The 13150-nt window shown below is 67.8% G+C and carries 12 protein-coding genes; 7 read left to right on the top strand and 5 right to left on the bottom strand.

The annotated features are described in order from the left end of the window. Positions 1-126: 126 nt before the first annotated feature. The 3 genes from LL962_RS06095 (at position 127) to LL962_RS06085 (ending at position 3751) form a co-directional block, all read left to right on the top strand. Positions 127-930: a DUF4198 domain-containing protein gene (locus LL962_RS06095; protein WP_104587256.1), complete on the top strand. Its 804-nt coding sequence runs from the start codon at positions 127-129 to the stop codon at positions 928-930. Between the two features lie 227 nt (positions 931-1157). Beyond that, on the top strand, positions 1158-2132 hold the full coding sequence (locus LL962_RS06090; protein WP_228316288.1) for an FAD:protein FMN transferase: 975 nt from the start codon (positions 1158-1160) through the stop codon (positions 2130-2132). After that, a complete protein-coding gene (locus LL962_RS06085) occupies positions 2129-3751 on the top strand; it encodes a sulfite reductase subunit alpha (protein ID WP_228316287.1) in 1623 nt (540 codons plus the stop codon). The genes LL962_RS06090 and LL962_RS06085 overlap by 4 nt, the downstream gene beginning before the upstream one ends. 444 nt (positions 3752-4195) lie before the next feature. Here the strand turns inward: LL962_RS06085 and LL962_RS06080 are convergent, their stop codons facing one another. Both LL962_RS06080 and LL962_RS06075 read right to left on the bottom strand, forming a co-directional pair. After that, a complete protein-coding gene (locus tag LL962_RS06080; RefSeq protein WP_228316286.1) occupies positions 4196-4897 on the bottom strand; it encodes a HutD/Ves family protein in 702 nt (233 codons plus the stop codon). Between the two features lie 422 nt (positions 4898-5319). Then, positions 5320-5694 carry a ComEA family DNA-binding protein gene (locus LL962_RS06075; RefSeq protein WP_323132941.1) on the bottom strand — a complete coding sequence of 125 codons (375 nt, stop codon included), beginning with the start codon at positions 5692-5694 and terminating at the stop codon, positions 5320-5322. Positions 5695-5851: 157 nt separating this feature from the next. Between LL962_RS06075 and LL962_RS06070 the strand changes: the two genes are divergently transcribed. From LL962_RS06070 to murU, 4 genes are all read left to right on the top strand, one after another. Further along, entirely contained in the window at positions 5852-7345 is a 1494-nt protein-coding gene (locus LL962_RS06070; protein ID WP_228316285.1) for a M20 family metallopeptidase, read from the top strand. A 588-nt stretch (positions 7346-7933) separates the two neighbouring features. Next, positions 7934-8206, top strand: a complete 273-nt coding sequence (locus LL962_RS06065; RefSeq protein ID WP_104541895.1) for a GlsB/YeaQ/YmgE family stress response membrane protein — start codon at positions 7934-7936, stop codon at positions 8204-8206. 42 nt (positions 8207-8248) lie between these two features. Next, entirely contained in the window at positions 8249-9268 is a 1020-nt protein-coding gene (locus LL962_RS06060; RefSeq protein ID WP_228316284.1) for an aminoglycoside phosphotransferase family protein, read from the top strand. After that, positions 9265-9999, top strand: coding sequence for an N-acetylmuramate alpha-1-phosphate uridylyltransferase MurU (murU, locus tag LL962_RS06055; protein ID WP_228316283.1), 735 nt, complete (start codon positions 9265-9267; stop codon positions 9997-9999). Before LL962_RS06060 ends, murU begins: the two co-directional genes overlap by 4 nt. Before the next feature lie 79 nt (positions 10000-10078). Here murU and hda read toward each other — a convergent pair whose 3' ends face one another. Genes hda through LL962_RS06040 form a run of 3 tightly spaced genes read right to left on the bottom strand, consistent with a single transcriptional unit; the run spans position 10079 to position 13076 of the window. Then, entirely contained in the window at positions 10079-10804 is a 726-nt protein-coding gene (hda, locus tag LL962_RS06050) for a DnaA regulatory inactivator Hda (RefSeq protein ID WP_228316282.1), read from the bottom strand. Continuing rightward, on the bottom strand, positions 10801-11967 hold the full coding sequence (locus LL962_RS06045; RefSeq protein ID WP_104587249.1) for an AI-2E family transporter: 1167 nt from the start codon (positions 11965-11967) through the stop codon (positions 10801-10803). Before LL962_RS06045 ends, hda begins: the two co-directional genes overlap by 4 nt. Beyond that, complete coding sequence (locus LL962_RS06040) at positions 11964-13076, bottom strand: DUF2066 domain-containing protein (RefSeq protein ID WP_228316281.1); 1113 nt, start codon at positions 13074-13076, stop codon at positions 11964-11966. The genes LL962_RS06045 and LL962_RS06040 overlap by 4 nt, the downstream gene beginning before the upstream one ends. Positions 13077-13150: the final 74 nt, after the last annotated feature.

Here is a 13150-nt window from a genome sequence, read left to right as displayed (position 1 = left end):
CGATGCACATTGCGGTTCGCTTGAGGCAGCCAAGATCCTTCGTTTTCCACGCATCCACGCAGCGTTGCAGTCTCGCGCTGATCAGACACGTGACCCACCGTTGTCATCGTCATTCAAGGAGTTGTCATGAAACGTTCCCTCGTCCTGGTCGCCCTGCTCGCCGCGCTGCCAGTCAGCGCACTCGCCCATAAGGCCTGGTTGCTGCCATCGCAGACCGTCATCGCCGGCGAAGCGCCCTGGATCACGGTCGATGCTGCCGTCTCGAACGACCTGTTCTACTTCAACCATGTGCCGCTGCGGCTGGACAACCTGAGCATCACCGCGCCCGACGGCAGCGCGCTCAAGCCGGAGAACCCGGCCACCGGCAAGTACCGCAGCGTGTTCGATCTGCAGCTCGCCCAACCCGGCACCTACAAGCTCAGCATCGTCAATGCCGGTCTGTTCGCCAGCTGGAAGGAGGACGGCAAGCCCAAGCGCTGGCGCGGCAACGAGGCCAGCTTCGCAAGCGAGGTCCCGAAGAATGCACAGGACCTGCAGGTGTCGCAGTCGCTCAGCCGGGTGGAAACCTTCGTCACCCGCGGTGCGCCGACCACCACGGTGTTCAAGCCCAGCGGCAAGGGCATCGAGCTGGTTCCGGTCACCCACCCCAACGACCTGGTCGCCGGCGAAGCGGCGCAATTCACCCTGCAGCTGGACGGCAAGCCGGCGGCGGGCCTGGAGATCGAAATCGTGCGCGGCGGCACCCGCTATCGCGATGCGCAGAACGAGATCAAGTTGAAGACCGACGCCAAGGGTGGCTTCAGCGTGACCTGGCCGGAGCCCGGCATGTACTGGCTGGAAACCGGCAGCGAGGACAGCAAGACCTCGTTGCCGCAGGCCAAGCAGCGTCGCCTGGGTTATGTGGCGACGCTCGAAGTGTTGCCGCAATAACTGCCTGCTCAAGCCTGGCCTGCCACGGCCTCGGCGGTTGCCGACGCCGTGGCAGCGCGGGGCATCACGCCCCGCCGCGCCCCGTGCAATGGACGACTGCGTCGATGGTCGAAGGGGCCCACTCCCACCGCTTGCCGACGAGCGCAGCGCTCCTTCAGCAAGCAGCTGCACCCGGCCGCGCCGCAGGTCACCATTGCGGCCCTGCCCCATCGCTCTCCGGTCCACGCATGACTTCAGCCGCTTCCGTCCCCTCCACGCTGGCCACCCTGGGCGGCAGCAGCATGGGCACCACCTGGAGCGTCAAGCTGGTGGTGTCGCCCGCACGCGACCTGCATCCCCTGCATGCCTGCATCCAGTCGGCGCTCGACCGCGTCGTCGCGCAGATGAGCACCTGGGAAGCCGGCTCGGACATCAGCCGCTACAACCGCGCGCCAGCCGGCCAGTGGCAGCACTTGCCCGAGGATTTCCACACCGTGCTGCGCACTGCACTGGAAATCGCGCACGCCAGCGGCGGCGCGTTCGATCCGACGGTCGGCCCAATGGTGGAGCTATGGGGCTTCGGTGCCGGCGCAGGCCAGCGACGGGTACCTGCACCCGAGCAGATCGCGCTGGCCAGCCTGCGTTGCGGATGGCGGCGTGTGGATCTGGTGGACGGGCGGGTGCTGCAGACGGGCGCGGTGGCGCTGGATCTGTCCGCCATCGCCAAGGGCTACGGCGTGGATTGCGTCCACCGCGCATTGCTGCAGGCCGGTGTCGCCAGCGCCCTGATCGAGGTGGGCGGTGAGCTGTTCGGCTATGGCCGCAAACCCGATGGCAGCGCCTGGCGCGTGCTGGTCGAATCGGCTCCCGACGAGGAGGCCGGTGCCGGGTTGCCGGCGCGTGTGGTCGTGCTGGACGGGCTGGCGGTGGCCACGTCGGGTGACCGCTGGCATCGCTTCGATGCCGGCGGCACGCGCTACGCGCATACCATCGATCCGCGCACCGGCGCGCCGGTGCCGCATGCCGCGGCGGCCGTGACCGTGCTGGCGGCCGACGCCATGCATGCCGATGCCTGGGCCACCGCGATGACCGTTCTCGGCCCGGAGGCCGGGCTTGCCCACGCCCGCAGCAGCGAGCTGGCGGTGCGATTCCTGACCCGCCAGGACGGCGCGCTGCACGAATCCATGAGCCCGGCCTTCGAACGGCATCTGGCTCGGGCATGAGCCGCACTTCTGCACGCCTGTGGCTGGGCAACGGCGCGCTGCTGCTTGCGCTGGCGGGACTCGCCGGCTGGCTGGGCAGCCTGCATGCCGGTATCTGGTGGAGCACTCCGGCACCAGCCCGCTGGCAGTGGGCCAGTGTCGCGGTACTGTTGTACGCAGTGCTCTGCGTGGCGGTACTGGCACGGCGCCGCAAACAGCATGGCGCCGAAGGGGGAAGCGATGGCGTGCTCATCGTGTGGGCAAGCCAGACCGGATTCGCCCGCGAGCTGGCCGAGCGCAGCGCCAACGCCCTGCAGGCCGCAGGCGTCGCCGCCCACACCCTGCCGCTCGAAGCGGTGGATACCGATCAACTCGCGCGTGTCTCGCGGCTGCTATGCATCCTCAGCACCAGCGGCGAAGGCGATGCACCCGACCACGCGCAGGCCGTGGAGCGCGACTGGCTCACCCGCGACAGCCAGGATCTTGCCGCCGTGCGCTACGCAGTGCTGGCCTTGGGCGATCGTCGCTACGCACAATTCTGCGCCTTCGGCCGCCGCATCGACAGCTGGCTGCAGGCGCGCGGCGCCGACGCGCTCTTCGAACGCATCGATGTCGACAACGCCGATCCCCATGCATTGCAGCAATGGCAGCGCCAACTGAGCGCATTGGCGCCTGCGCTCGCCACGCAGGCCACATGGAGCGTGCCGAGCTACGCCGCCTGGCAGCTGTGCGAACGTGTCCACGTCAATCCGGGCAGCGCCGGCGCGCCCATCCAGCGCCTTCGGCTCACCCCATGCGATGGTCAGCTGCCGCAATGGAGCGCAGGCGACATCGCCGAGATCGCCCCGCAGAATCCGCCGGATCTGGTGGACGCGTGGTTGCGCCGGCATCAGCTGGACGGCGCGCGCCTGATCGATGATCGCCCATTGCGCGACTGGCTGGGCGGCGCACGGCTGCCCGCCGACGGCACTGCGGCCAGCAGTCCCGCAACTGGCGCGATCGACGTGCCCGCACTGGTCCGCAACCTGGTCGCGCTGCCGCATCGCGACTACTCGCTGGCGTCGATTCCGCAGGAGGGACATGCCGAACTGCTGGTCCGCGAACACCGGCATGCCGATGGCGGTCTCGGCCTGGGCAGCGGCTGGCTGTGCGCTCATGCCCCGCTACATGCGCCGATCGCGCTGCGCATCCGCAGCAATCCCGGTTTCCATCCGCCGGCGCCGGACCTGCCGATGGTGTTGATCGGCAACGGCACCGGCATCGCTGGCCTGCGCGCGCATCTGTGCGCACGCATCGCCGCGGGCGCCTGCGAGAACTGGCTGGTGTTCGGCGAACGCAACGCGGCGCACGATGCGCTTTATGCCGACCAGCTGCAGCAGTGGCAGCGGGACGGCTGCATCGCACACCTGAATCTGGTGTATTCGCGCGATGGCGACCCGACGATGCGCTACGTGCAGCACGCGCTGGCCGCTGCCGCCGATCGCCTGCGGCTCTGGATCGACCGGGGTGCCTGCATCTATCTGTGCGGCAGCCTGCGCGGCATGGCGCCCGAAGTGGATCGTACGCTCGACAGCGTCCTCGGCTCCGAGGCCAGATTGCAGCTGCTGCATAGCGGCCGTTATCGCCGCGACGTGTACTGAGGTGCACGGCCACGCCGCGACCACGCATTGCCGCGGCATCCTCCGGCCCTGCGGCGGCCCGACCGCATCGCTGGACAATCGCTGCACCGCTGCACCGCTGCACCGCTGCATCGGTGCACGGCATGCGCAGGCATCCAACGCGCATCGATGTATCGAGCATGACCTCGTGCCAGATGCCTGGGCAACCGACACCACGGTCCATGGGCAATGACCGACATCTGCATCGCGAAAGGCGATGCGGACGCCACACCCGACGCGTATCGATCAACGCACCCGACTCTCCCGCGCCGCGGCGAAGCGACCGATGCAAAGCAAACCGATCCATTGAGGCAATACCACCGAAGCACGGGGCGGCCTGCGTGCGAAAAGACGCTCAGAGAGCTTGGGGGGGCCGTGGCATTGCAATGTCTGCCGCGCGCAGCAGCAGCCAGAAGCGGTGTGCCCTCAGGAGAGCGGACTCACCCGGATCGCCAGCAGTTCTCCGCCGCCATCGAGTACATGGCGTGTGCGCGTCGAGGCACTCAGCCAGGCCGTATCACCGGCAGCCAGCGGCGGCAGCGCGCTGTCGCGCCCGAAGCTGGCCTGCCCGGCGAGCAGATGGATGGCCCAGGCCGTGTCTGGATCCGCGAAGAACATCATGGTGCCGACCAACGGCCGGTGCAGCAGTTCGGCCTGCAGCAGATCGCGCCGCCACATCAGGTTGAAGTCCTGCGTGGGACCGTCGAACAGCGTCGCGTGCACCGTGTCTTCGCCAGCAAACCGAACCCGCTGATACGGCGGCGACAATGCCACCGAGCGACCATCGCCTGCTGCGCCTGCCTCGGCCGCGTCGACGGAGTGCCCAGGCGCCCGACTGCCGCCACCAGCCCGACTCGCCGCCGTGCCGGCATGCGGATCGCCGGTACCGCCGCCGCCAAACTGCAGGCGCATCCCATTGCCGCGCAACAGGACCAGTTCGCGATCGACGCCAGGGAACGCGGAGAAGGCCGCATCCTGCTCGATCTCGGCGATCGACAGGCGCAACGCCCAGTGTTGCGCATCGCCGAGCCGCAGGATTTCGCGGGTCCAGCCCAAGCGATTGCGCCAGCGCTCACGACGGTACTCGTTGGCCGGAATCACCCGGCTGCTCAGATCTGTCAGCTGCATTGGCGCATTGTGCCTCAGGCACGAGACTGCGGCCGTCACGCTGGCACGCGTGTCACCCGAAGACGCCACGCGACTACTCCGGCGCGCAGGCTCCAGGCATCACCCGATGCGCGCGCGCCTGCTGCGCGACGTCGATGCTTGAAGGGACGCTGCTGTTGTTTCCGTGCACGGGATCGGGCGTATACGGGATGGGCGAGATCGCGCGCAGGAGGCGACGCCCCTGGCCTGCTGCATCCGGCGGAATCCGTCGCCAGGAAATCCACAGCCACGCACGCCCAACGAAAAACGCCCGGCTGCACGTCCAAGTGCAACACCGGGCGATTCCACGTCCCTGTCGGCTTCCAGCCATCCCCCAGACATCCTGTCCAGTTAGGTTGCGGCCACGCATCCTCGCGTCGAACCGTATCTCGGATCCATTCCCCTCAACGCCGTCCCACCGGTTTCACCACCGCCCCCTTGGCAGCCTTCTTGGCGGGCGCCATCGTGGCCCCCACTTCGATCAGGTCGCGATTCCGTTCGACCGTCTTGAGTCCGATGCCCTTCACCAGCGCCAGTTCCTCGGCGCTCTTGAATGGACCGTTCGCCTGACGGTGCTCGACGATCGCCTCGGCTTTTGATCGCCCGACGTTCATCAGCACCTTGTCCAATTCCTCAGCAGAGGCGGTGTTGATATCGACCTTGTCGAGCGCATACGCATTCGAGGACAACAACAACGCCAGTAGCAGGGACTTCAGGACTACGGTAAATGACTTCATTGCAACGCTCCTTGTGACTTGGGTGATGGTCCTAGCCAGCATTCCTGCCGACAGAGCCAGTGTCCCGCGCCACATGCAGCAATCCTATCGCCGGCCCTCTTTTCATACAGCCGGTGAACTGCGCGCCGCCTTGTAGGAAAATCCCTACCCCGAATGGCAGGCGTAGAATGCGCTGCTACGTCACGTATTCGGAGCCTCCATGGACAGCGCCAAGATCGACCAATTCATCAGCGACACCTGGGACCGCGAGATCGTCCCGCAGCTGGTCGATTACATTCGCATTCCCAACAAATCGCCAATGTTCGATGCCGATTGGGTGGCCAACGGCTATATGGAACAAGCCGTCACCCTGATGGAGCGTTGGGCGCGCGCGCAGGCGATCGAGGGCATGCAGGTCGAGGTGGTGCGCCTGGAAGGCCGCACGCCACTGATCTTCATCGAGATTCCGGCCACTGGCCCGGAATCGGGCGAGGACACCGTGCTGCTGTACGGGCATCTGGACAAGCAGCCGGAGATGACCGGCTGGGACGCCGACCTCGGCCCGTGGGAGCCGGTGCTGCGCGGCGACAAACTCTATGGCCGCGGTGGTGCCGACGACGGGTACGCCATCTTCAGCTCGCTGGCCGCGGTTTTGGCGCTGCGCACCCAGGGCCTGCCGCATGCGCGTTGCGTGGTGCTGATCGAGGCCTGCGAAGAATCCGGCAGCTACGATCTGCCTGCCTACGTGGATCACCTGGCCCAGCGTATCGGCAAGCCGTCGCTGGTGGTGTGCCTGGATTCGGGGTGCGGCAATTACGAACAGCTGTGGTGCACCACGTCATTGCGCGGCCTCACCGGTGGCAACCTCACCGTGAAGGTGCTGGAAGAAGGCGTGCATTCGGGCGATGCGTCCGGGGTGGTGCCCTCCAGCTTCCGCCTGCTGCGCCAACTGCTGTCGCGCATCGAGGACGAGAACACCGGCCGCATCCTGCTGGAAGGGCTGCACGTGGAGGTGCCCGCCGAGCGGCTGACCCAGGCGCAGGCGGCCGCAGCTACGCTGGATACCGCGATCTTCGACAAGTTCCCGATGGTCGATGGCCTGGTGCCGATGCACGACGACCTGACCGAGCTGGTGTTGAACCGCACCTGGCGCCCGGCGCTGTCGGTCACCGGCGTGGACGGCATGCCGCCGCTGGCGTCAGCCGGCAATGTCCTGCGCCCGCAGACGGCGGTGAAGCTGTCGCTGCGGCTGCCACCGACCGCCGATGGCAAGGCCTGCGGCGAGCTGCTCAAGGCAGCGCTGCTGCGCGACCCGCCCAACGGGGCCCAGGTGAGCCTGGAGCTGGAAAAGGCCTCCTCCGGCTGGAATGCGCCGGCCATGGCGCCGTGGCTGGCAGAGGCCATCGACGATGCCAGCCAGGCCTTCTTCGCCAAGCCGGCCATGTACATGGGCGAAGGCGGCTCGATCCCGTTCATGGGCATGCTCGGTGAGAAGTTTCCCGGCGCGCAGTTCATGATCACCGGCGTACTGGGCCCGCACTCCAATGCGCATGGGCCCAACGAGTTCCTGCACATTCCGATGGGCAAGCGGGTGACCGCCTGCGTGTCGAAGGTGATCGCAGAACATCACGCAGCCTGCCTGCGCGGGGAGACCAGCGGCTCGCCGGTGGCCGCCGACAGCGGTACCCGGCATGGCGGGCACGGCTGCTGCTGAGTTCCGGGACAGGGCCTTGCATGCAGTGGGGTGAGAGGATCGTCGGACGGACTGCATCGTCCGGGGTTGGCAGGAGGCGATCGGTTTGGATTGCCTGGCGGCCGCACCCTCACCCCGCCCCTCTCCCGATGCGAGAGGGGCTCCGTCCGTGCGTTCAATGAGCGTGGACGGCGCTCTCCATTCGCGGTGTGGCTGCTGTCGCCCTGCACGGACGGAACGCACTGACGGAGCTGCATCCGGTGTCTGGCGAGCGTGACCGGTGAGCCGCCGCCGGTGCAGGCGGGGGCAGATTACCGGTGTCGGCCATGCGTCGGCGGCCTGCGCCGTCTCCAGGCAGCCCGCAATGCTCCCCGCTCCCTTCCCTTTCACGGCGTCGGCAGATGTCGCAATCGTGCTGCCTGCCAAGCGGGTCGTTGCGCGCCTTTCCTGCGTAGGTTGCTGCCGTCGCACGGCGCGCACGACACCTTGCTTCACGCGCTCCAACAACGAGGTCGCTGGCCCCACCGAGCTGGCCGGCGCTGCGCGCGCAGCGCGAGCGAACGGCATCCGAAATGCTAGTCTGCCGATCCCGATCGCTCTGGTGCTGCAATGAACACATTGTTTGGTAGCGACAGCTGGCTGTACATCCTGCTGGTCGGCTTCGTGGTCGGGTTGCTGGCGCGCTTCATCACCCCGGGCACGCAACGTCTGGGCTGCCTGCTGACCATCGTGCTGGGCATCGCCGGCGCGGTGGTGGCGAGCTGGTTCGGCCGCTACATGGGCTGGTACCGGCCGGGAGAGCCGGCCGGATTCCTGGGCGCACTGCTCGGCGCCATCGCCATCCTCGCGCTGTTGCGGCTGTTCAGCGGAAGCAAGCGCTGAGCGCTGCAGCACGCGCTTTCCCCATTACCTCAGCAACGACAGATGACCCCATCGCCTTCAGAAACCGCGCGCGACGCGCTCCGCCTGCAATGGGCGCGCCATGCGCTCGACGATCCGCATGCCACGTTGAAACGCGCGTCGGTCGACGCGGGATTTCGTAGCTATTGGCGCACCCAGGGGCGTGGCGCCGATCGCATCCTGATGGATGCCCCATCGGAGCTGGAAAACGTGGCCCCGTGGTTGCGCATGCAGGCGCTGCTGGGCGCACAGGGCGTGCGCGTGCCGCAGGTACTTGCGCAGGATCTGCAGAGCGGCTTCCTGCTGCTGGAGGACCTTGGGGCACCGACCCTGGCGCAGGTGCTGACCGAGGCCAATGCCGACGCGCTGCTGGACGGGGCGATCACGCAACTGTTGTTGCTGCAACGCATTTCGCCACCGAACGATAGCGGCACGTTCGGCGAGGCCCTGTTGCAACGCGATGCCGGATTGTTCGAGGAATGGTTCCTGGGCCGGCACCTGGGCGTGCGGTTGGAGTGTGCGCATGCCGAACAGTTGCAACTGGTGCAGCGCCGCCTGATGGACAACGCGCTGGCGCAGCCCCGCGTATTCACCCACCGCGACTTCATGCCGCGCAATCTGATGCCGGTGCCCGATGGCCCGGCGGTGCTGGATTTCCAGGACTGCGTGATCGGCCCGATCGCTTACGATCCGATCAGCCTGTTCAAGGACACCTCGGTGAGCTGGCCGATCGCACGGGTGGACGGCTGGCTGGCGCGCTACCACGGGCGCGCCGTGGCGGCCGGATTGCCGGTTCCGCCGTTGGCGCAGTTCCTGCGCGATGCGGACTGGATGGGCGTGCAACGGCATCTGAAAAACCTGGGTATCTTTTCGCGCCTGAGCCATCGCGACGGCAAGCACTGGTATCTGGACAACGTGCCGCGCTTCATCGCCTACCTGGACGAGGTACTGCCGCGCTACGCGGAGCTGGCGCCGTTGATCGGCGTGCTGGAGGACGTGATCAAGCCGGCCCTGGCCGCGCGGATGACGCAGGTCCCGGCATGAAGGCGTTGATCTTCGCCGCGGGATTCGGCGAGCGCATGCGCCCGCTCACCGAGCACACGCCCAAGCCGCTGCTGCCGGTCGGCGGCACGGCCTTGATCGTCTGGCATCTGCGCAAACTCGCGGCACTGGGCGTGGACGAGGTGGTCATCAACACCTCGTGGCTGGCCGAGCAGTTTCCGCAAGCGCTGGGAGATGGCGGCGCCTTCGGCCTGCGCCTGACCTACTCCTTCGAAGGCCCCACGCCGCTGGAAACCGGCGGCGGCATGCTGCATGCGCTGCCGTTGCTGGGCGATGCGCCGTTTCTGCTGGTCAACGGCGACATCTGGAGCGACTTCGATTTCGCGCGCCTGTCCGACACACCCGCCGGGTTGGCGCAACTGGTGCTGGTCGACCCGCCTGCGTATGCGGCCCGCGCGGACTTCGCCCTGGACGCCGACGGCAAGGTCCGCGCCGATCTACCTGCCACACACACCTACGCCGGAATCGGCATGTATCGGCCCGCGCTGCTGCGCGACTGGCAATCGATCGTCGGGCCGTTACCCGAATCCGCCGGCATGGCACCGCGGTTTGCGCTGGCGCCGATCCTGCGCGCGCAGATGGCAGCAGGCGTGATCGATGGCATTCACCATGGCGGGCGCTGGACCGACGTCGGCACGCCGCAGCGGCTGGCGGATTTGCAGCGGGAATTGGCGGGACCCGGGACCCGGGACCCGGGACCCGGGAAAAGCTGACCCGCCGCAGCGTGGGCATTGCCTGGAGCAGCCCACCAGAGCGCATCCACACGGCATCGCGATCCGCTTCGCTTCTGCCCTACCCGGGTCCCGGGTCCCGGGTCCCGGGTCCCGCCCCCGCCACCACCCGCCGCAGAAACGGCACCGTGACACGCCGCTTGGCGGCCAGCGATTCGCGATCCAGCCGATCCAGCAAGGCCACCAGACCGGCCAGCTCGCGCTCGCTATGGGTCAGCAACCACTCGATGGCGGCATCGTCCAGGGCCAGACCGCGTCGTTGCGCACGGTCGCGCAGCACTGCCGCACGTGCCACATCGTCGAGCACCGGTAATCCGATCCGCACGCACTGCGCCAGCCGCGAGCGCAGGTCGGGAAGCACCAGAGCGAGCCCGTCGGGCATCTGCCGCCCGGTATAGAGCAAGGTGCTACCGGCAGCGCGCGCGCGGTTGTGGAAATCGAACAGCGCCACTTCGTCCTCGCGCTGCCCGGCAATGCTGTCAACGCCATCCAGCGCGACCAGGCTGCGCCCTTCCAGCGCCTCGAGCGCATCGCGCAGGCGGCCGGCGGCGGCCTGCAGCGGCAGGTAGGCGGGCCCGCGCCCGGCCTGCTCGGCCGCTGCGCAGACCGCCAGCGCCAGATGGGTCTTGCCGGTACCGGCGGGACCGGCCAGGTACAGCCAATCGTTCACCTGCCCGGCGGCCAGCGCCTGCAACTGTGCGAGCACCCCTTCGGGCGCGGCGATGTAACTGTCGAAACGCTGATCGGAGGGCGCGCGCAACGCCAGCGGCAACTGCGGGACACTCACAGCCGATCCGCGTCCTTGGTCGGGTCGATGATGACGCTGCGCTCGTTGGTGGACTGCAGCACGATGCCGGCGCGCTCGCCCGCATACAGATCGCTACGGGTGTACTGCTCGTGCGCATAACGCAGCAGCACATTGGCCACCGCCGCGACCGGCAACGCCAGCAGCATGCCGAGGAAGCCGAACAACTGGCCGCCGGCCATCACCGCGAAGATCACCGCCACCGGGTGCAGGCCGATCTTGTCGCCGACGATGCGCGGGGTAAGCACATAGCTTTCCAGCAGCTGGCCGACCGTGAACACCACACCCACACCGATCAGCAGCTTCAGATCCAGGCCCTGGGCCTGCACGATCGCCGCCAGCAGGGCGAGCACGATGCCGGTGGTGGCGCCAAGATACGGGATGAAGCTGATGAAGCCGGCGATGATGCCGATCAACAGGCCGAGATTGAGCCCGATGATGGACAGGCCGGTGGCATAGATCGCACCCAGCGCCAGCATCACCAGGAACTGGCCGCGAATGAAGCCGCCGAGCACATCGTTGGATTCCAGTGCCAGCCGGCTCACGGTGCCGATGTAGGCGCGCGGGATCACCGCAGCCACCCGCTCCACCAGCCGGTCCCAGTCGCGCAGGAAGTAGAACGCCAGGATCGGCAGCAGCGCCAGGTTGATCACCCAGGTCACCATCGCAAAGCCCGAACGCGACACGTAGCCGAAGAAGGTCTTGGCCGCGCCGCCGGCCTGCTCCCAGTGGCTGCGGATCCACTCGATCAGGCGCTCCGGGTCCAGCCAGCCCATCAGCTCCACGCCGGTCTTGGCCTCAAGCCAGGGGATCGCGGTGCGGATCGCCCAGGTGCGCATCTGCGGCAGCGCTTCGATCAGGGTCATGATCTGGCGTTCGATCATCGGCACCAGGATCATCAACGCCAGTACGAACAACAGCGTCGCCAGCACGAACACCAGAGACACCGCCACGTTGCGCGAACGTCCGGCACGCTCGATGCGATCCACCAGCGGGTCGCCCAGCCAGGCCAACAGCAGCGCCAGCACGAACGGGGTCAGGATCGGGGCAAGCAACGCCACCACCCACAGCACGCCGACGATCACCGCCGCCCACTTGAGGCGGCGCAGGAACAGGGCGATCTCGGCTTCGGGCGTCAGGGTCATTTCAGGCGGTACTCGGCGTGCTCGTTGTCGAGGATGATCGGGCCCTCGGTCGGCACCGACACCGAGACCAGGGGACTATTGTCGCCGAGCATACGGTTGAGCCCGGAAATGCCCGTGAGCAATTCCAGATCCACCTCCATGCGGTCGCCAATGGCGCTGACCGGGCGGATGCTGCGTACCACCGAGACCGCCTGCAGCGCGGCGGCAACTCGCAGATAGTCGTCGGCACTGTGAATCCCGGTGATCACCGCGCGGTACACACCGGGGACGCCCGAATCCACCCGCTTGGCATAGCGCTTGACCAGCGCGTCGGCGGCGCCGTCGGCACCGGCGGCCATTGCGCGGCGGGCGTCGCCATCGCTGCTGGTCCAGCTGGACAACACATTGCCGCTGTCCACGAATGTCCAGTCGGCCGTCCAGCCGGATCCGCTGCGGTAGAGCTTGCCGATCAGCTGCATCGGCGGGCTGTACTTGGCCGAGGCGCGCGCCACCGCTGCCGTGTCCTTGCGCCAGATCGCGCCTGCCAGCGCCTGTTCGGCCGCCGCTCCGCCCGGCAGGCCGAGCCGGTAACCGCGCTCGATGGCGCGGTCGAGCACGCTGCGCGCGGCGTTGGCCTGGGCCACCCCGACCAGGCGCGGCCCGCTGCCATCGTCGATGGCCAGCCACAGTACCGGCTTGGGCCGTGGCAGCGGCCACACCGGCAGGCCCAGCGCGGCGATCAGGCCATCCACGTCGGACTGCCGGAAACGCGCGACCAGGGTGGTGCGGAAGGTCGGCGCACCGGTGCGCGAGGTGCCCTGATCCTGGCGGTAGTCGTAATTGTCGACGTAGTTGGGCGCGTTGCGCAGCGCCTGCGGCACCCCGGGGCGGCTCATCACGCTGCGATCGCCGGACACCTTGCCCAGCACCGCCGCCAGTGCGCGGGCCAGCGCACCCGGGCGGTCCGATTCGCTCTGGCTGTTGACCGGCACTTCGGCGTCATAGGCGCTCTGCGCCTTGGCGACGTCGCCTTCGGTACGCAGATCCGCCTGCGCGAAGGCCGGCATGACCGGCATGGCGACCACGAGAGCGAGAAAGAAAGCGAGACTGCGGCGCATCGACGGTTCCATGGCGTAAGCGTATCCGGGTGAATTGTTGCCCGAATGGGACGCTAGCGCCAACGTGGCTGCTAAAATCGCCGTCT

The sequence above is a fragment of the Xanthomonas sp. NCPPB 1067 genome (genome assembly GCF_020783795.1).
In the GTDB taxonomy this organism is placed as follows: domain Bacteria; phylum Pseudomonadota; class Gammaproteobacteria; order Xanthomonadales; family Xanthomonadaceae; genus Xanthomonas; species Xanthomonas melonis.
The sequence above is the reverse complement of the archived record's forward strand: the minus strand, read 5'-3'. Positions and strand labels throughout refer to the sequence as shown.